The sequence below is a fragment of the Paenibacillus provencensis genome, from assembly GCF_042678545.1.
GTDB classification, from domain to species: Bacteria; Bacillota; Bacilli; order Paenibacillales; family Paenibacillaceae; genus Paenibacillus; species Paenibacillus provencensis.
The window spans coordinates 622271-640984 of sequence record NZ_JBHTKX010000001.1 but is presented as its reverse complement, the minus strand read 5'-3'; the positions used below and the strand labels follow the sequence as shown (position 1 = coordinate 640984).

The window sequence follows — 18714 nt, the reverse complement described above, 5'->3', positions numbered from 1 at the left end:
TATAGGTTCAGATCATATTACATATCCGTTACTTTCATTTTCAGTTCATTGACAAGCTGCATCGCTTGAAGAGGCGTCATATTCATTAAATCCGCACTCTTAAGCCGTTTAATCAGCTGTTTGACAACAGGGTCCAATTCACGACCTTCCTGAATCCCTTTCTTCTTCGGCTCAGGTACTTCATCACCAAATATTGATAGCTGCACAACTTCATTAGAAGAAGCTGCTGTCCCATCCGCTTGTGCTTCTTCAAACGACATCTCAGCCAGCTTTTTATCCTTCGTGATCATTTCATCTGACGCAGCTGCTGCTTCCTTCTCGGCCTGATGATAATCTGCCTTGAACGGCTCCTTATGTCCTTCAGCAACCATGTCAATCGAGTGCTCCTCAATGGTATGGATCAGCCTGCTGGCACGGTCAATGATGGAGCTCGGCAGTCCAGCTAGTCTTGCGACATAAATACCATAGCTGCTGCTTGCCGCGCCAGGGATCAGTTTGCGCAGAAACTGCACTTCATTTTCCTTCTCCTGCACTGCCATCGAATAATTTCGAAGGGAAGGAAGACTATCCTCCAGATGGGCAAGCTCATGAAAATGAGTGGAGACCAGAGCTTTGCATCCGATATGATCGTGCACATATTCAATGACAGACTGAGCAATCGCCATGCCTTCACTCGTTGAGGTTCCGCGCCCCAGCTCGTCAATAATAATCAGGCTTCGCGGGGTTGCTTTTTCCGTCATGACCTGAATGTCAGCCATTTCTACCATAAATGTACTCTGACCGCCGATCAAATCATCACCGGCACCAATTCTCGTAAATATTCGATCCATGATCGGAACCTCTGCCTCCACTGCTGGAACGAAGCAGCCAATTTGAGCCAGAATGGATATTAGCGCCACTTGACGCATGTACGTGCTCTTACCCGCCATATTCGGCCCGGTAATCAAAAGAATTCTCGGATCCTCCTGTGTTAACACCGTATCATTTGCCATGAATGCACCATCACGCATAACTGATTCTACAACGGGGTGCCGCCCTTCAATAACCCTCATGTCAAATCCATCAGTGATGCTTGGTTTGATAAAACCGCGTTCTGCACTGACAGCTGCAAGCGAATGGTACACATCAATCTCTGCGACCTGCTCAGCCAATTTCTGCAATCTTTTAATTTCCTTGCCAAGCTGATCACGAATCTCGATAAACAATGAATATTCAAGCCCCACCATTTTATCTTCAGCTTCCAGAATAAGAGACTCTTTCTCTTTCAGTTCAGGAGTAATATACCTCTCTGCATTAGCCAAAGTTTGTTTGCGCTCATATCTGCCCTCAGGAAGGGAGGAAATATTGGATTTGGTCACCTCAATATAGTAGCCAAACACTTTGTTATAACCGATCTTGAGAGAGCGGATCCCCGTAATTTCGCGTTCCTGTGCTTCCAGCTCCGCGATCCAGCGTTTACCATTCACACTTGCATAACGCAGCTCATCCAAGTGCTCATGATATCCTTCACGTATCATTCCACCTTCCCTGACGGATACAGGCGGTTCGTCCACGATGGCATGCTGAATCATATCGCGTAAATCACGACAATCATCCATCGATTCTGCAATATGGCGCAAGGTACTTGATGGAGAATCTGCACACAGCTTGGCAAGCGCAGGGATCATATCAAGGGACACCTTGAGCGCATTTAAATCTCGTCCATTGGCATTGCCGAATGCAATCCGACCAACGAGTCGTTCCAGATCATAAATTTCTTTCAGCTGCTCACGAATGTCGCTTCGCAGAATAAACTGATTGTACAGCTTGTCTACCGCTTCAAGACGTTCTTCAATTTTCTGTCGTTGGAGCAGAGGCTTATCAATCCAGCGTCTAAGCATTCTCGCACCCATGGAGGTCTCTGTCTTATCTATGAGAGATAGAAGAGAGCCCCTCTTGGAGCGGTCACGTACGGTTTCCACAAGCTCCAGATTTCTTCTGGTGAAAGGATCCAGAATCATATAATGATCCGGCTCATACGTCTGGATTTGTGTCAATTGCCACAAAGAACGCTTCTGGGTCTCATGCAGATAGGCAAACAGCGTCGCGAGACAATGTCTGCGCTCTTCCCCTAGACGCGCCCATGCAGCTTCACCAAATTGGGTTATAACAAGCTCAGCTTTGCTCTTATCAAAAGCCGTATAGGTTATCTTTCGGTTGCCTGCCAGCTTTTCGGACTGCACCGTTTGAAGGAGATCAGCATCTCCGAGCAGCTCGGAAGGCTCATAGATCCCGATTTCATCCTTCAGCCACTTTTCTGAATATGGAGCAGAGGTAATATACAGCTCTCCTGTGGATAAATCACAGGCAGCAATAGCCAAAATACCGCTTGTTTGCGTCAAGCAGATCATATAATTGTTCGTCTTCTCGCCAATCGTCTTGCCTTCCATCACGGTGCCAGGCGTAATCACCCTCACGATCTCACGGCGTACCATTCCTTTGGTTGCGGCCGGATCCTCCATTTGTTCACATACCGCAACCTTATACCCTTTCTCAATCAATCGCTGGATGTAGTTATCGGCGGAATGATAAGGCACGCCGCACATCGGAATACGTTCTCCGCCACCGCCTTCACGGCCGGTTAACGTAATTTCCAGTTCCTTTGCAGCAAGGGTTGCATCCTCAAAAAACATTTCATAAAAGTCACCAAGTCTAAAAAAAAGAAACGCATCCTGCGCCTGTTCTTTTACCTTCAAATATTGTTCAATCATTGGCGTGTATTGAGCCATGAATTATACCACTCCTGCCACACATTTTACTTCGAGTAAAACATATATTAAGTTTAACCGAATCCATGTCTTAACTCATTATTGCAAATGTAATGGATTCATCCGCTTATTATATCAAAAAGAGACCTCATATTCATGGCTTTTGCTGAATATTCCATAGAGGTCTTATATCCTTGGATTCATCCCACGTCTTCCCTTGATAAAGCGCCCTGATCAAGGGATTCACATATTTATGATGCCGGTTGTAATCAGGCAGAGCTGTCAATTCCTGCAGCAAGGGATGAACCAGTCCGCGAAGAATTTCTTTGTTCCCCTTATAGAATGCTTCATGATTCTCGGTGAGATCAAGCGGTCTACGTCGGAGCAGCCGGTAATTTGCAGCTACGAGATAAGCAATGGAGACCACCCCTTTGGCGATCATTGGGGATACCAAGAAGCTCGGAAGTGTTCTATATTCGAATCCGCCATAGGGCTGAATTCTAAAGTCACCCAAGTAGCCGTATTTCGGTCTTCGTCCACTGCTGCGAGGATCTTCCAATATGGCAATCGGGAGCGCCAAGTAGTTATCCAGTGCACGTAAGAGATCAAAGGTCAGCACCACTCTGCTGAAATGGACATGTCCGCCCAGCGGAAGCCCCTTCACAGGAAGTCCGCCTGCTCTCCATAACAGCGTGTGATCGGTAATAAGCGTTGAAGCGGTTAAGAATGCGTGCATCAAATGAGCAAGCAGCTCACGAGGTTCTGAGCTTGGCATGGGTCTAAGTTCCGCGACAGGATAAGATCTTCTACCGCCTCGCGTTATGGCGTCACACCCCGCCTCGCCTGTTCGTTCCAGAAATAAGGAAGCAGGAACAACTCTGTCCTCCTGTTGACTCACAAGCAGAAATTCGGGATCCATACCGAGTACGGGAGACGTGTGCAAATTTCTCTCCGCCTCGAGTGCAAGATGCTTCTCCATCATCGCCTGTTCGTACAAATCAGCTACTCCTTCTCTAATTAACCATGGCTGTGTATGAACGCTGCTTACGTTAATTCCTTCCTGCCCGCCTGCCTGCAGCACAACCTCCGCATGCTCCAGATTCAGTGCATATGCCGCACGAACTGCAGCTCGTTCAATCCGATTGTAGAGCGAAGTGTTGTCCTCTCTATGCAGTACAGTCCTGTTGCCTTCCCGAATTCCGGTAAAGCTTTTTTTGACGATTCTTAACGCACGTAGCTGGCTTATCAAGACTTCGTAAGTCACATGGAACTGAAGCATGTTCTCCTTAGGACGAATTAGGGAAGAACGAAGTCCTGAGCGGGTCAATCTTGCCTCACGCTCCTCCATTGTCATCGACTCATAATGCTCTGGATTTCGAATTATAACCATGGCATCTAGACCGTCCTTCCGCCAAAAAAGAAATAAAAAAAAGGAGGGCTGCCGCCCTCTACGCCGAAGGGTTCGGCGCATATATTGCCATATAAGTGAAGCTCACCATTTAGATCTCGTCATCCAGCAAGTCAGGATCAAGCTCATCAAAATCACCGTCAAGCGAGCCGAAATCATAATCTTTGTCTGCATCTTCACTGCAGTTGTTCGTGCACACGACGACACGAACCTTGGTTTCGGCAACCATTTCAGCTGCAAATTCACGTTCCACGCGGATGACAACACTGCCTCCGCCCGAAGCTACCGTCGCCTCTACACAGCTCGGCTCCTGCGTTGCATCCGCAGAGACCTCTACAGTGGAGGCACGATGCTTAGGATCCAGATAAGATAGTGGAATGTTCTCTACATAGGATATCGTCTTCTTTGCAACATCGGTTTGAGAGTTTTGGTCATAGGAATACCAAATGTTGATATCGTAAGTACCAATAACTTCAATTCCGTCTCCTGCCGGGACCGATTCGTACTCGTGGTTAATAATCCATGCCCCCAAAATACTGGTAGGATTATGTGGCGGAGTCACGGTATGTGTTACGGTAGAGAACTTACGACCCTTGCCGCAGATCGCCTTTGTTATAATCTCTCTACATTGATGTTTATGACTCAATGACATCTTTGAACCTCCTCCATACAATCATTCCATTTATATGTATGCAGGACATGGGCGTTTGTTACCAATTTAAAGATAAATATAATTGAAAAAGATAACTTTTAATTTAAGACGGCTTAGATGTTAATCAAGCTAATTTCCTTTAGCAGGGACAGGGAACGGAGCCTTGTCCTTTTTCGCTATCTTCAAGTACAAAGCGAGTTCTCGGCACAGCTGCCGGATCGAAGAACGAATCTCGAATTCTTCTCTTGTTGTGGGCAGATCCATTGTTCTAAACTCTTGCTCTACCATGCTTAGAAGTTTCTCGGTCCGTCCAGTATAGAATTCATTGCGTACATCATCACTTAGCTGCTCGAACAAATCGGCCACCATTTCCGCATGCGGCATGGTCGTATATACCTGAGATATCAGATGCATCATATGCTGAATAGAATCCAGCTGGGTTTTGCGCATATAAAAATACGCAGTCCACTCCTCATTCGGATGGATCACTTGATTCTCAAGATACAGCTTAGAGGCCGCGACTCCCTTATCAATTGACTTCTCAGCTTCCATCAATTCAGCACCGGTCCACACGAAAGAGGGATCCCTCAGCGTTCGTCCAAACTGTGTGAAAATAACCGAAAACAGCTCATCAATCTCATGACGGATGTTCGAGAGCATGTTATCCGATTTAGGCATATAGGCTAAATTGACAACCATGGCCGAACCAAGCCCAACAATGAGCAGCAATATTTGTGTCCAAATCACTTCAAGGCTCATCTCTCCTCCGCTAAACACGCGGAATACGACGACAGACCCTGTGACAATACCTTCCTTAAAGCCAAACCGAACAATGGCTGGAAATGCCGTCAGAATATAAATCGCAAGCACCCAGTAATGAAATCCAAAGAGAAAAAAAAGTACGGAAGCAAAAAGAAGCCCTACTACGGACGCAAAAAATCGCGCCGAGATCGTCTTAAGGCTTCTTTTACGTGTAACATCGACACCCAGAATAGCAAGCAACCCTGCCGACGTCGGACCTTTCAAGTGCATAGCATCAGCTATTAGCACGGCCATTAAGGCAGCAATAGCTGTTTTAATAACGCGGAAACCCATGTATGATAACCCTCTCTTCTCTCTATAAGGCGAGTACAATAAATAACAATTACATTATATTAGTGCCCAATCAGATCGTAGGTATCAATCGTACACGATTTTTCCTTCTGGAACAATGTGACATGTCACAGACATATTGTTTTGTGCCGGGATACACTAATAGTTCAAATAAGAATGAATTAATGCTCCCTGCCACTCATCAGCTTACGCTCGAGCCAGGCAACCAGCTGATACATCACCGTCGCCACTACAGCAATGACAATGAGACTCGACATAACGAGTGTGAAATTAAACACTTGAAAACCATATATTATTAAATATCCCAGGCCTTCCTTCGCGACCAGAAATTCTCCCACAATGACCCCGATCCAAGCCAAACCTACATTCACCTTAAGTGTGGAGACAATCGCAGGGAAGGATGCAGGAAAGATCACTTTGCGAAAAATATGCTTCCGGTTTCCTCCAAATGTGCGTACAACCTTTATATAGTTAGCGTCCACTTCATTGAAGCTGTTATACACAACAAGCGTTGTAATAATAACGGTAATCGATATGGTCGTCATAACAATCGCTGTGAAGCCAGCACCAAACATTACGATAAATATCGGTCCAAGTGCCACCTTCGGCATACTGTTAAGTACTACCAAATAAGGGTCAAGCACCTTCGATAAGAAAGAGGACCACCAGATAAGCACAGCGATGAGCGTACCAAGCAGTGTGCCCAGCAGGAAGCCGACAATGGTTTCAAACACAGTAACTGAGGTATGAAGCCAAATTTCGCCGCTGACCATATCCTTCCACAGCTGTGCACCAATCTTGGAAGGATAGCTGAACAGGAGCACGTCAATCCATTTTAATCTGCCCGCTATTTCCCAATACAAAAACATCATGATAAGAATCGCAATCTGCGTTAGGCTGACATATCTTCTCCATCTTCTTCTCCGCTTCTTGTGCTGAAGATGAATATTTTGAATCCATTGCTCTTCCTGAGCCTTTTCATGAGTTGCTTCCCACGGTTTTGCTTCCATTATGCGTGATCACCCCTTTCCTCCGGAGTCATCAAGCTCTCCCCAAATTTCGTTAAACAGATCGTTGAATCCTACCTGCTCCCTTGCATGAAACGGCTTCGCATCCCTGATCGGTGCAGGAACTTCAAAGGTCTTGCGGATTCGCCCAGGATTTTTGTCCAGCACGATAACTCTGTCGCTTACCGCAATAGCCTCTGACAGATCATGTGTAACCAGAATGGCTGTCTTTCCCTGCTTCTTCAGCGTTTCTGAGATCAGATCCTCAAGCTGCAGTTTCGTCTGATAATCAAGGGCTGAGAAGGGTTCATCAAGCAGCAGCAAATCGGGGTTCGTTGCGAGTGTCCTTACGAGGGCCACACGCTGACGCATCCCGCCTGACAATGCCTGCGGATATGCATCCTCTGTGCCTGAAAGACCCATTTCAGCTAGCAGATTACGTGTTGCTTTCAGCGAAGCTTCGCTAAGCTGACCGGTAAGCTCAAGTCCAATGGATGCATTTGCCATAATCGTACACCATGGATACAAGTAGTCCTGCTGCAGCATATAGCCGACTTGGGAAGAAGGTGACGTTACCTTTTCTCCGGCCAGACGCACCTCTCCCTTCGTCGGCTGCAGCAGGCCTGCAATCATGGACAGAATGGTTGTTTTGCCGCATCCGCTTGGACCTACCAGGCTGACAAATTCGCCAGTCGCAACTTCCAGACTAATGGAATCAAGGGCCAGTTTTGCCTCCCGCTCCGTTACATACACATGTGTAATTTGATCCAGTTCAATCCGTGTCATTTGTTCACTTCCTTTTTCTGAAGGGCGAACCTTACTTTCCAGCAGCTTCTTCAGCAAAAGTATTGTCTACAATCGCTGACGCAGGAACTCTCTCCTGCAGCTCGCCAGCATTCTCCATTACATCGAGCAGGTTATTCCATTCGTTATCATCAATAATCGGGTCCAATGCATACGTACCTTGATCCTTATAGCGCTGTACACTGCTCACAACAATGTCACGATCTGCGTCTTTGAAATACGGCATGATCACGTCGGCTATTTCTTGTGCTGTATGCTCTTCCACCCACAATTGCGCCTTGTGAATACTTCTAGTAAATTTGCTGACCACGTCTTTATTGTCTTTGATGAAGCTCTGTTTGGTCATAAATACGGTATACGGAAGCTTGCCGCTCTCTACTCCAAATGAAGCAACGACCTTGCCTCTGCCCTCTTTTTCAAAGATAGATGCTTGCGGCTCGAACAGCTGTACATAATCGCCTGTACCCGATGCAAACGCAGAAGTAATATTGGCAAAATCAATGTTCTGAATCAGTGTCAGATCCTTATGTGGATCGATCCCCTTCTTACCTAGTGCGAACTCACCAGCCATTTGCGGCATGCCACCTTTTCTTTGGCCAAGGAATTCACTCCCCTTCAGCTGGCTCCAATCGAAATCGGCCGATTGATCTCTGGCAAATAAGAAGGTGCCATCCGTTTGCGTCAGCTGTGCAAAGTTAATGACCGGATCCTCTGCCCCCTGCTGATACACATAGATTGACGTTTCTGAACCTACAAGTGCAATATCAATGGAGCCTGCAAGCAGTGCTGCCATCGTCTTGTCTCCGCCTGCTGTCGTTTGAATCTCCACATCCAGACCTTCTTCCTCGAAGAAGCCTTGCGCGTGAGCGACATACTCGGGTGCATAAAATACAGAGCGGGTCACTTCGCCAACGTTAACCTTAACGTTACCGCTGCTGCTTGAACTGCAGCCGCTTAGGACTACGCTGAATAACAGCAGAAGAACTGCAGCAGGCATCCACCAAGCCTTTCCTTTCATTGAATAGCCCTCCCCTTAAAAATAAAGAATGTATGAAACCATATTTATGCAATCAATCGACATTTGGTTAATCAGCTCGATAAGGACTCTCGTAAATCACCCTATTATTCACGCAAAAAAAAGCTGAAGGACTCTTGTAGAGTCCTTCAGCTTGACAAGATATATTGAGCGATATCTTGTCATCTCTTTATAGTTTATAGATTTCTTTATATTTATTCTCTAGATAATCTGCAAGGTAATCCGGATTCAGCTCTTCACCCGTAATAGCAACAATCAATTCGGAAGGCTTACGAGATTTGCCATATCGGTATACCTTATCGGTCAACCACTCTTTGAGTGGAGCCAGGTTCCCTTCCTTTATATAATTCTCGTATTCCGGAAGCTCCTTGGCCAGTGTATTCATCATTTGGGCTGCATACATATTTCCAAGCGAGTAGGAGCCAAAATAACCAAAGTCTCCTCCTGACCAATGAACATCCTGGAGAACTCCTGCTCCATCATCAGGAGGGGTAACACCTAAATACTCTTTATATTTCTCATTCCATACCTGAGGAAGGTCCTTCACGTCCAGCTGTTCGTTAAAAAGCATTTTCTCGATCTCATAGCGGATAATAATATGAAGATTATAAGTGAGCTCATCGGCTTCAATACGAATAAGCGAGCTTTCCACCTTATTAATGGCTTCATAGAATTGATCCAGTGAAACGTTCTCCAGCTGAGCAGGGAAATAATTCTGTAATACCGGATAATAATGTTCCCAGAAAGCCCGGCTTCTGCCAATCATATTCTCCCACAATCTCGACTGCGACTCATGAATTCCCATGGATGTTCCTTCAGCAAGCAGTGTACCTGCCAAGTTCGAATCAATATTTTGCTCATAAAGAGCATGACCGCCTTCGTGCAGAGAGCTGAAGATGGCGCTTGCCACATCTTTGTCATAATAATGTGTTGTAATACGAACATCACCGGGATTCAATCCCATCGCAAAAGGATGTACACTCTCGTCCAATCGACCTGCCTCAAAATCATATCCCATTTCCTTCAATATATATTTACTGAACTCTGACTGCTGCTTAACATCAAAGGATTGATTAAGGAAGGAAGTATCCGGCTTATGTATAGATTGACTAATTGCTTCCTGCAAGGGAACAATTCGAGCTTTTAATCGGTTAAATACTTCATCCAGCTTCTCGACCGTCAAATCAGGCTCATACATATCCAGCAGCGTGTCATAACGCGTATTTTTCACACCGTAATAATCAATAAATTCACTCTGCATGGCAACAATACGAGATAAGTAGGGCTCAAAGGATGCAAAGTCGGCTTTCTCTTTGGCCACTTCCCATTTAGCTTGAGACTGGGCCGTAAGAACACTGAATTCGCGAACCTTCTCTGGTGGAACAGTTTGTGTGCGGTCGAGCTCTTTCTCGCAATCATTTATCAATCGCTGATGCACATCTGACAGAGCTGCAAATTCATTCTCTTGTTTCAAATATGAGACCAAAGCTTTCATTTCTTCTGATGTCTGCAGTTTAAAAGCTTCCGATGACAGCATTCCTATCGTTTCTGAACGGGAATCAATCCCTTTACGCGGTGCACCCGTGCTCATGTCCCAGTGCAGGAGTCCAATCGCTTCATTATAGCTTTTGATTTTTTTGTTAAGATCCAGAAATTGCTCTAACTTAGCCTGTAATTGCTGGCTCATAATCGTCACCCCATCCATATATAATTCACCTTCCTATTGATCATACTTTTTGCTAAGATTATAATCAACATTTAAGAACGTTAACTAGGGCGTATCTTAGAACTCTAAAAGAAAACAGATTTGACTCCATTTTGATTCTAAGCAAAGGAGTGGGCCTACATTATGAAAATCAACCTTAGTAAGGCAGCTGAAGAACTCCTGACCAAAGTTCTCGGTAACAGGCCAGGCTTCATTCGACTGATGTATGATAGCGAGGGGTGCGGCTGTGCGGTTAGCGGAGTTCCTGCATTTCGCATCGTAGATGAGCAAGAAGACGCGGATATCGTACTGGATACGAACGTTCCGGATCTAACGTTTATATTGGACAGCCAGAAGGCTGTTTTTTTTGAAGAAGAGCTGAATTTGGCAACCGATCCGGGAGACCTGTCCTTACGTCTATCCAGCAGTGGTCAGCACTATGGCTTATACATTTTTCCACGCGATGAACGTACAGTCAATGCCTGAAAAAAATTACTTATTAACTATGGGGGTATAAACCATGAACAGTATTAGTCAAATTATGGAGCATAATCGTAGCTTCGTTGAAAAAAAAGAATATGAAGCCTATATCTCCGATAAATTCCCGCAGAAAAAAATGATGATCGTAACTTGTATGGACACCCGTCTTGTCGAGCTGCTTCCCAAAGCCATGAATTTCAAAAACGGTGATGTCAAGATCGTTAAGACAGCAGGCGCTATCATCTCACATCCATTCGGAAGCGCGATGCGAAGCGTACTAGTCGGCCTATATGAGCTGGGTGCTGAAGAGGTTGTCGTTGTCGGCCATCACGAATGCGGTATGGCAGCGCTGAACAGCGAAGCGATGCTCTCTCATATGGTGGAACGCGGCATCGACGAGAAAGTCCTTAAGACGATTGACCACGCAGGAATTAAGCTCGAACGCTGGCTGCGCGGGTTTGACAATGTAAGTGAAGGGGTAATGGAAACTGTGGAGTTGATTCGTAATCACCCACTACTGCCCCCAGGTACTCCTGTTCACGGCATGATCATTGATCCTAAGACAGGCGCTCTCGATCTTGTTGTGGATGGTTATGAGAACCAGGCATCTCTCTAATCCCTTGGGTCTGGATTGCTATATAGCAGTCCAGGCCATTTTTTATTAAATTTCTGTGACATTTATAACAACAGTTTATCCGTCATACGGCAAAAACGGTTGTCAAACCATACAGTTGTGGTGTACACTTTTAAACATATATAGTCCTGGAAAACGCTTTTACGCTATTATTCAAGGCTATAGTTTAGTAAAGGAGACATGTCCACTTGAACATACTGTCTTATGGTTTGCTCGGGTTATTGACACGTGATGAATCATCTGGCTATGATCTCATGCTGAAGATTCAGCCCCACTGGCCTGCTAAACACAGTCAGATCTATCCGCTGCTATCCCGTATGGAAGAAGATGAGCTTCTCTCTTCACGCTGGATCGAGCAGACAGATAAGCCGGATAAGAAGATGTATACGATCACGGATAAAGGAATCCAGGTATTACTGGAATGGATGTATACACCCGTGTCCACATCGCCTATTCGGGACGAACTGAGTCTTCGGCTGATTTGTTTTCAAATCACGAATCCGGAGCTGCTCAGGCAATGGATTGAAGAACGCAGACAGTGGTACCAGATTCGTCAAGAGTATTATGAAGATCTTCTCAAAGCTCTTCCAGACGAAGCAGTGCAGCCCACTCATTCCTATTTCGGTGATTATATTGTCAACACGAAGGCAGCAATGAAAGCCAAGGCAGGAATGAATTGGTGTGATTGGGTATCCGGATTGATCAGTTCCGGTCTTGCTGAACACGAAGCATCCAATTCACATTAATTTATGAATTCTTAAAAAATATGAAACCAACCTATTTTTTAAGCGTATGTAAGTTAGTAAACACTAAAAATCACTCTTAGGAGGAACATTTTACACATGAAAAAATGGTTCAGCTCAAAACGTCTTCTTATGGTCATGATGGCATTTACTTTGATCTTTTCAACGGTAGCCATTCCAGATAACGCAGATGCACGCCGTGGTGGCGGCGGTTTCAAATCCGGTACTAAATCTTATACAAATACACCGAATCGTTCCACTGATAATAATAGCAATGTTTCTAATTCCACTACGAATCGTAATAACAATGCAACAAATTCGACAACGAACCAAAACCGCGGATTTTTCAGCGGCGGATCACTCATGAAAGGTCTAATGATTGGTGGTCTTGCAGGTATGCTCTTCGGCGGATTATTCGGAGGTATGGGCTTCTTCGGAGAACTTCTGGGTCTTGCGATCAACCTGCTTGCCATCTTCGTGTTAATCAGCCTAGGTGTTGGTATCTACAGAGCGATTAAGAAACGTCGCGAAGAGAAAGAGAAATCCCGTAACATCTATGACGGAAACGGACGGTACTAAGCTTTATGGTTATTACAATGGATGAGATTGTTAATGCAATATGTCTTCACATCGCCGAACGTAAGCAGATCAAACCTACAGATGTACAGGTGGAGCTTAGTTGGGAAGAAGATACAGGCTACTCAGCCGAGGTTTGGGCTCAAGGCCGCAGCCAATATCTCATTGAATCTAACATGATTGAAGCTATTCTGCGATATGTTCATCAAGAGTATAATATCCGTGCATACCGTGAGGATGTCACACTGGAGCTTGATGAAGAAATTACAGCCAGAATTCGTACGTAGATTATTAACCATAACAACGAAACCGCCTCGAGCAATAAGCTTGAGGCGGTTTTATTTTTATTTATTTTTATTCATCAGTTTACAGGCTTGAACTCTTCTCGAAGTTGTTCGGTTGAATTTACAGGGGCACTCCAGGAGAAATTTTGGCCAATGTACACGGTTCCCTCACCATTTATGGCGGGTTTGTCGTCTAAACCAGGAATAAGTTCTGACAAGGCATTCTCTGTTTTGCCTTCATAATTAATGATAATGGAAGCATCTGGCGTATATGACTTATGGATGATGGAGATCATCTCCTGCATCTTGATATCATTCGTTCTTCCACTGATTATAATTTGGCGTCCTCCTTGACGTGCATAGGATATTCCAAGCAAATACATTGCATGACTGTCAGCATTGGAACTCGCAGCCCCCGCTATAGTATGGAGCCATTGTTCTCCCCTCTGCAGTAGTTCTTTATCCTGAGTTATAGCTGCCCATTTGGTGATCAGGAGGAAGAGCCCCCTGCTACCTGGAGGCAAACCATCAATCCCGTTACTGTGAGTTTGTGGCTGCTCTTGACCTTCTCCTGACATATGGAAGCTCGCTTTTTCGGAGTCCAGGTATAGTCTGAACAGTACATCCTTAAGCTCCAGCGCTTGAGCCAAATAAGATGGCTGCCCGGTAGCTTCATACAACTCTACTAGCCCCCAGGCCAAGTAGGCATAGTCTTCTGCATTCACTGCATCCGTTAACTCTCCATCTTGATAACCAGAGAACAGATTGCCCTCATGATCTCGCAACTTGGTCCATATGAAATCTGCCGCATTCGCTGCAGCATCTACATATTTAGTTTGCTGCAAAGCTTTAGCACCCTTGGCCAGAGCTGCAATCATCAGACCATTCGAGGCTGTAAGTATACGGTTATCATTAACTGGGCGTACCCTCGTCTCACGATATTGGAACAGCTTCTGTCGATCTTCCTCCAGCAAATTGCGTAAGCCAAGCGGGTTAATTCCTCTCCGCTCCGCTTGCTCCTCAGGAGTTCCTTTCATCAGGCTAGGAATGCTCTTCCCTGTGAATTCACCCTGAGGTTCAATTCCGTACACATTACAATATCGATGCATCCCCTCTACACCCAGAACATCTGCAATCTCTTGCCGGGTAAATACATAATATTGCCCTGTCTCCCCTTCCGAATTTGCAGCTTCTGCGCAATAGAAGGCACCTTCAGACGAAGTCATATCTCTTAACACATAGGAGAAAATGGATTCTGCGACTTCCGAATACAGCTGATGTTCTGTCAGCTGATATGCTTCAAGGTAGGCCATTGCGAGCAGGGCATTGTCATTTAGCCTTTTTTCAAAATGCGGGACATGCCCCCTCTCATCTGCCGAATATGTGAAAAAACCGTAACCGATATGATCATATACACTGCTCTGGTACATGCGACGCAGCGTTTGTTCCACCATTTCCATCGCTTTGGGCTGACTATATACCTTGGCATAGTTCATTAAGAACATGAGCTCAATAGGTGAGATAAGCTGGTGCACCGCTTCGGTTCCTCCAAATGCGGAATCAAAGGCATTCTCTAACGAACGGTAGGCCTCGTGCAGAAGTTCTTCGTCAGCTGTAGCCGTGAATTTTGGGTTTTCGTGAAAGAATCGATTTAAATGATGACTTTGCGTTTTTCTAATCATAAAGCTCCTCCATTTCTGCGACAATTAGATCCCGTTATGATGAGTATTAATACGCTTATTCATTCTTCAACAGAAAGTCACAGCATGAAGCATTTAAATTGATACTACAACCATAATTTGAATCCCGCTCTCCCGTACTAATTAGGAACTATAACCCATGACTTCTGATGTTTCAAATCATATGGTACGCCGTTTACCTTCTTATGTACCCTTTGTATCCCATGCAGCAGGAACAGAAATATATTTTTATCATAGTGTTTTTATTTCTAGTTAATAGTTTAATAGTATTTACATTCCATATACAAATGGATATTCAATAAACATCATTCGCCTAATTAATTCATCTAAACTAGCTTAACAGCTGAGTAAAGAGGTATATATCTAGTTAAATTGAACCATTTCAATCTAGATATAGTTGATTAATTGTTTTTCTAAGGTATTATGCAAAATCCTTATCTAATTAACTAATAATTTTCACGAATATATTGACCTTTGGTATACCTAAATGTAAAATAAAGTAAATTTGTGAGACTGAGGAGAAGGTGAGTATGGTCGAAGAGCCTGATATACTTGTTAGAGCTAACAATCTGGATTCTCTTATTAAAAGTATCGAAGCACGCTGTGCACACGAGGACTGGGAGGAAGTAATCACTTTATCCCGCGCTTTGTTACATGCTGCTGAACAGGTACATTTTGATATGGTACATCGAAATTGTCCTACCAATATATACAACAAGCATATCATCTACTATTTTAGCTATAGTCACATGATGACCAGCATATCGTACCAAAAGCTGAAACAGTACTCTGAGTCCATTAAATATATCTCTTTCTATTCGGATTTGAGCTGGCTTAGCGACTGTACCGAGGAGGGAGAAGCGGTAATTGAGGAATTCAAATCATTTGCTGCAGTTCACTTGTTAACATTGAAAATATTACGAGGGAATGTAAGCAAGCTGTCCGAATTTGAAACTTATCTTGAGAACAATTCAAGTGATGCGTTGCTGATCGGTCTCTCGACATTGCTCGAGTCTGCGATTGAACATGGATACTGTATTGACCGACAATTATCGCTCTTTAAGCAAAATATCAACAGTTACAATTATTATGCAGACCGTAATATGGCGCCTCAATATTTATCTTATCAATACTTGCTCGCTCAGTATGAACAGCTGAACAATCAGCATTCTGAGGCGCTATGCACAGCAGTTTATACATTATGGGCAGCTGACAGACTTAATAATGACAATTATTTCAAAAAGGCAATCCACTTATTTGAGTCCTTGCGCAAAAATGCTTCCGTATCTCAGCTAACGGCATGCTTTAATCAGCCATTTTATTAAGCTAAGTGCGATTGCCATAGATAATGATTACTGATGACAGCAGATGGCTGTCATCTTTTATTTTGATTTCGCACCTGAATCAATTTCATAACTCATTAATACCCTTGATTTAAGCAGCTAAAGGTATTATGAAATTGATTCACCTACCTCTTTAAATACAAATCATCAGGAGCGATTTCTCTCAACTGTTGTTCATTCAACAATATAAGCTCACCTCGCCTGCGTTCGAGTATGCCGATCTCCGTAAAATGTTTGACCACCCTGTTTAGATGCCGATAGCTTGTACCAAGCAAATCAGCAATTTCGTTCAGGCTGCGGCTTGGTATTTTACTTAAGACAACACCCGACTCTGAATCCAGCATCATGGATGTCAAATACCCCGCAAATTTCTTATCTAATGGATACAACAAATTAACACTGCTCGCACGATTCAGACTCGTCAGCTTATAACACATTTGTTCCAACAAGAAATGCAGAAATGCCGGCTGACTGATGTAATGCTGATTAAGTGCTGTATAGCTGATCCCAATCAGAATCGCGGGTCTTACACATTCCACTGTCGTACTTGCTTTATTCTTCGTAACCAGCTCCACGTCTCCGATCAAGCTGAGCGGATCGTTGAACCGGAGAGCAAGTGACTTTCCATTCGACATCGTCGTATAGACCTTGAGCCTGCCCTGTACCAGGAAAAACAAATGGTCGATCTCGTCTCCGCTCGAGCATACCCGATCCCCATACGTAAGCTCATATAACTTCATGTCGTGAACACTTACGGTGTTCAGCAGTATATCCAGTTCATATGTTCGGATGAACTTCATTAGCAATTCTTCGTTATGCACAAGTTTCAAATTCCAGAAGCTCCTCTCGTGTATATGTGTAGGTTAACTATCATAATGCTTGTTATTCATGACCGGACAAACGCCCTTTCTTCTCTAAAGAGCCTAGGTACAAGGTACTTATGAACTCGTTCTCCCGTACATTATGCTAAAAATAATAACGGGACGTATTAACGAACAGTACCCAAAGAGGTGAACGATATGCCAATTAAAAACGGTAAACAGTACATTGAACGAATCGATCGCCAAAACATTAATCTATGGTATAAAGGTGAACGAGTTACGGGTCCATTATCTAAGCATCCCGTATTTAGTGGACTTATTCAGACTCAGGCTAAATTGTATGACATGCAGTGCGATAATAAATATAAAGATCAAATGACTTATTTATCTCCTGATACTGGAGAATCCGTCAGTCTATCTTATCTACCTCCACGCAGCTTGGAAGATTTGCAGAAACGAAGAAAAATGATTGAGCTATGGTCAAGGGAGCATCACGGTTTTCTTGGAAGATCACCAGATTACATGAATACGGCCATAATGTCCTTCTATACCGCTGCACATACGCTGGAAGAGCATAACCCCGTATTCGCTCAAAACTTAAGAGACTACTATGCCTACTGCAGAGACCATGACATTACCCTGTCCCATGCCTTTATTCAACCACCTGCAAGCAAGTGGTCCGGACAATTCGATCAGCTCGAGGATTCTATCGCTGCAAAGGTTGAAGAAGTTACCGATGAGGGTTACATCGTCAGCGGAGCCTTTATGATGGCTACACAAGGAGCAACCTGTGACGAAATGATCGTCTTTCCTACCCCTTCCCTTGCACCTCTAGATGAAGTAAACCCCTATGCCTTTGCATTTGCCGTTCCGAATGATCTTGAAGGAATGACCTTTATTTGTCGTGAAAGTCATGCTTCCGTATGCACTTATGATCATCCTCTGAGCTCCAGATTTGAAGAGATGGACACATTAGTTATTTTTGACAGGGTACTGGTACCCCATAACCGTATGTTCTATTATGGGGATGCAACGATAAGCTTCAAGCTTTTTCATGAAGGCCACTTCCATACCCATATCGGACATCAAATTATATCACGTTACATTGCCAAAACTGAATTTCTCCTTGGTTTATTTGAAACTTTGGCAGACGAACAAAATGCTGGGATGGAGTCTCTTTCTATTGCAAATGTCTCAAAAATCATGACAATGCTGGAAAATTTCAAGGCTCTCCGACTTGCTTCTGAGACTTCTGCTGAGCTGGATGCACAGGGCATCTTGATCCCTTCAAGCAGTCCACTACTCGCTGCAAATGTTCAATTCCCCCCATTTTATCTTGAGGTAATCAATATGCTCCAATTGCTTGGATCCAGCGGCATCATTATGACCCCTATGAAGGATGATCTTTCGTCAGAACCAGGTCCATATGTAAATCAATATTTAAAAGGCCACACATCGGACGCCAAGGATCGTATTGCATTATTCAGAATGGTCTGGGAGCTTACTGCTGGCCCCTTTGGAGGAAGACAAAGTCAATTTGAACGCTTCTTTTTTGGAAGCGCCCAAACGGTTCATAATCGTATGTACAACAGCTATGATAATCATGAAGATTATCGCCAGCTGGTTCAAACCTTTCTAGCCCAGCAAGATACATGATCTCT

At 44.2% G+C, this 18714-nt stretch carries 17 protein-coding genes; 7 read left to right on the top strand and 10 right to left on the bottom strand.

What is annotated here, in order from left to right; genetic code table 11:
* Positions 1 to 17 precede the first annotated feature (17 nt).
* From mutS to ACFQ3J_RS03145, 8 genes are all read right to left on the bottom strand, one after another.
* Positions 18 to 2768 (bottom strand): DNA mismatch repair protein MutS, encoded by a 2751-nt coding sequence (gene mutS, locus ACFQ3J_RS03180; RefSeq protein ID WP_251581116.1) that lies wholly within the window; start codon positions 2766 to 2768, stop codon positions 18 to 20.
* Positions 2769 to 2901: 133 nt separating this feature from the next.
* On the bottom strand, positions 2902 to 4137 hold the full coding sequence (locus ACFQ3J_RS03175; protein WP_251581114.1) for a putative amidoligase domain-containing protein: 1236 nt from the start codon (positions 4135 to 4137) through the stop codon (positions 2902 to 2904).
* A 109-nt stretch (positions 4138 to 4246) separates the two neighbouring features.
* Positions 4247 to 4807 (bottom strand): outer spore coat protein CotE, encoded by a 561-nt coding sequence (locus ACFQ3J_RS03170; protein WP_091157762.1) that lies wholly within the window; start codon positions 4805 to 4807, stop codon positions 4247 to 4249.
* 129 nt (positions 4808 to 4936) lie between these two features.
* The gene (locus ACFQ3J_RS03165; RefSeq protein ID WP_091157764.1) at positions 4937 to 5902 is read right to left on the bottom strand and encodes an aromatic acid exporter family protein; all 966 of its coding nucleotides are present in this window, start codon (positions 5900 to 5902) and stop codon (positions 4937 to 4939) included.
* A gap of 179 nt (positions 5903 to 6081) precedes the next feature.
* Positions 6082 to 6930, bottom strand: a complete 849-nt coding sequence (locus ACFQ3J_RS03160; protein ID WP_251581112.1) for an ABC transporter permease — start codon at positions 6928 to 6930, stop codon at positions 6082 to 6084.
* 9 nt (positions 6931 to 6939) lie between these two features.
* Entirely contained in the window at positions 6940 to 7713 is a 774-nt protein-coding gene (locus ACFQ3J_RS03155; protein ID WP_251581110.1) for an ABC transporter ATP-binding protein, read from the bottom strand.
* A 31-nt stretch (positions 7714 to 7744) separates the two neighbouring features.
* Complete coding sequence (locus tag ACFQ3J_RS03150) at positions 7745 to 8749, bottom strand: ABC transporter substrate-binding protein (RefSeq protein ID WP_251581108.1); 1005 nt, start codon at positions 8747 to 8749, stop codon at positions 7745 to 7747.
* Between the two features lie 187 nt (positions 8750 to 8936).
* On the bottom strand, positions 8937 to 10454 hold the full coding sequence (locus ACFQ3J_RS03145) for a carboxypeptidase M32 (protein ID WP_251581106.1): 1518 nt from the start codon (positions 10452 to 10454) through the stop codon (positions 8937 to 8939).
* A gap of 162 nt (positions 10455 to 10616) precedes the next feature.
* Here ACFQ3J_RS03145 and ACFQ3J_RS03140 point away from each other — a divergent pair, with 162 nt between their 5' ends.
* From ACFQ3J_RS03140 to ACFQ3J_RS03120, 5 genes are all read left to right on the top strand, one after another.
* Positions 10617 to 10958 carry an iron-sulfur cluster biosynthesis family protein gene (locus ACFQ3J_RS03140; RefSeq protein WP_251581104.1) on the top strand — a complete coding sequence of 114 codons (342 nt, stop codon included), beginning with the start codon at positions 10617 to 10619 and terminating at the stop codon, positions 10956 to 10958.
* 34 nt (positions 10959 to 10992) lie between these two features.
* Entirely contained in the window at positions 10993 to 11568 is a 576-nt protein-coding gene (locus tag ACFQ3J_RS03135) for a beta-class carbonic anhydrase (protein WP_091157775.1), read from the top strand.
* Between the two features lie 206 nt (positions 11569 to 11774).
* Entirely contained in the window at positions 11775 to 12332 is a 558-nt protein-coding gene (locus ACFQ3J_RS03130; RefSeq protein ID WP_251581102.1) for a PadR family transcriptional regulator, read from the top strand.
* 96 nt (positions 12333 to 12428) lie between these two features.
* The gene (locus ACFQ3J_RS03125) at positions 12429 to 12908 is read left to right on the top strand and encodes a hypothetical protein (protein WP_091157779.1); all 480 of its coding nucleotides are present in this window, start codon (positions 12429 to 12431) and stop codon (positions 12906 to 12908) included.
* A 5-nt stretch (positions 12909 to 12913) separates the two neighbouring features.
* The gene (locus ACFQ3J_RS03120) at positions 12914 to 13192 is read left to right on the top strand and encodes a YxcD family protein (RefSeq protein ID WP_091157782.1); all 279 of its coding nucleotides are present in this window, start codon (positions 12914 to 12916) and stop codon (positions 13190 to 13192) included.
* A gap of 74 nt (positions 13193 to 13266) precedes the next feature.
* On the opposite strand, the gene ACFQ3J_RS03115 is transcribed toward ACFQ3J_RS03120, so the two are convergent.
* Complete coding sequence (locus tag ACFQ3J_RS03115; RefSeq protein WP_251581100.1) at positions 13267 to 14871, bottom strand: thioredoxin domain-containing protein; 1605 nt, start codon at positions 14869 to 14871, stop codon at positions 13267 to 13269.
* Positions 14872 to 15419: 548 nt separating this feature from the next.
* On the opposite strand from ACFQ3J_RS03115, the gene ACFQ3J_RS03110 reads away from it, so the two are divergent.
* On the top strand, positions 15420 to 16214 hold the full coding sequence (locus ACFQ3J_RS03110) for a hypothetical protein (protein WP_251581098.1): 795 nt from the start codon (positions 15420 to 15422) through the stop codon (positions 16212 to 16214).
* A 143-nt stretch (positions 16215 to 16357) separates the two neighbouring features.
* Here the strand turns inward: ACFQ3J_RS03110 and ACFQ3J_RS03105 are convergent, their stop codons facing one another.
* A complete protein-coding gene (locus ACFQ3J_RS03105; protein WP_251581663.1) occupies positions 16358 to 17053 on the bottom strand; it encodes a Crp/Fnr family transcriptional regulator in 696 nt (231 codons plus the stop codon).
* Positions 17054 to 17251: 198 nt separating this feature from the next.
* Here ACFQ3J_RS03105 and ACFQ3J_RS03100 point away from each other — a divergent pair, with 198 nt between their 5' ends.
* Positions 17252 to 18709: a 4-hydroxyphenylacetate 3-hydroxylase family protein gene (locus ACFQ3J_RS03100; RefSeq protein ID WP_091157791.1), complete on the top strand. Its 1458-nt coding sequence runs from the start codon at positions 17252 to 17254 to the stop codon at positions 18707 to 18709.
* The last annotated feature ends 5 nt before the right edge of the window (positions 18710 to 18714 follow it).

Bases quoted from the DNA above. Each gene is read 5' to 3' on its own strand.
- ACFQ3J_RS03145 (WP_251581106.1), bottom strand. From the start codon at position 10,454: ATGAGCCAGCAATTACAGGCTAAGTTAGAGCAATTTCTGGATCTTAAC.
- ACFQ3J_RS03160 (WP_251581112.1), bottom strand. From the start codon at position 6,930: ATGGAAGCAAAACCGTGGGAAGCAACTCATGAAAAGGCTCAGGAAGAG.
- ACFQ3J_RS03120 (WP_091157782.1), top strand. From the start codon at position 12,914: ATGGTTATTACAATGGATGAGATTGTTAATGCAATATGTCTTCACATC.
- ACFQ3J_RS03175 (WP_251581114.1), bottom strand. From the start codon at position 4,137: ATGGTTATAATTCGAAATCCAGAGCATTATGAGTCGATGACAATGGAG.
- ACFQ3J_RS03115 (WP_251581100.1), bottom strand. From the start codon at position 14,871: ATGATTAGAAAAACGCAAAGTCATCATTTAAATCGATTCTTTCACGAA.
- ACFQ3J_RS03165 (WP_091157764.1), bottom strand. From the start codon at position 5,902: ATGGGTTTCCGCGTTATTAAAACAGCTATTGCTGCCTTAATGGCCGTG.
- ACFQ3J_RS03135 (WP_091157775.1), top strand. From the start codon at position 10,993: ATGAACAGTATTAGTCAAATTATGGAGCATAATCGTAGCTTCGTTGAA.
- ACFQ3J_RS03100 (WP_091157791.1), top strand. From the start codon at position 17,252: ATGCCAATTAAAAACGGTAAACAGTACATTGAACGAATCGATCGCCAA.
- ACFQ3J_RS03170 (WP_091157762.1), bottom strand. From the start codon at position 4,807: ATGTCATTGAGTCATAAACATCAATGTAGAGAGATTATAACAAAGGCG.
- ACFQ3J_RS03150 (WP_251581108.1), bottom strand. From the start codon at position 8,749: ATGAAAGGAAAGGCTTGGTGGATGCCTGCTGCAGTTCTTCTGCTGTTA.
- ACFQ3J_RS03110 (WP_251581098.1), top strand. From the start codon at position 15,420: ATGGTCGAAGAGCCTGATATACTTGTTAGAGCTAACAATCTGGATTCT.
- ACFQ3J_RS03155 (WP_251581110.1), bottom strand. From the start codon at position 7,713: ATGACACGGATTGAACTGGATCAAATTACACATGTGTATGTAACGGAG.
- ACFQ3J_RS03125 (WP_091157779.1), top strand. From the start codon at position 12,429: ATGAAAAAATGGTTCAGCTCAAAACGTCTTCTTATGGTCATGATGGCA.
- ACFQ3J_RS03140 (WP_251581104.1), top strand. From the start codon at position 10,617: ATGAAAATCAACCTTAGTAAGGCAGCTGAAGAACTCCTGACCAAAGTT.
- mutS (WP_251581116.1), bottom strand. From the start codon at position 2,768: ATGGCTCAATACACGCCAATGATTGAACAATATTTGAAGGTAAAAGAA.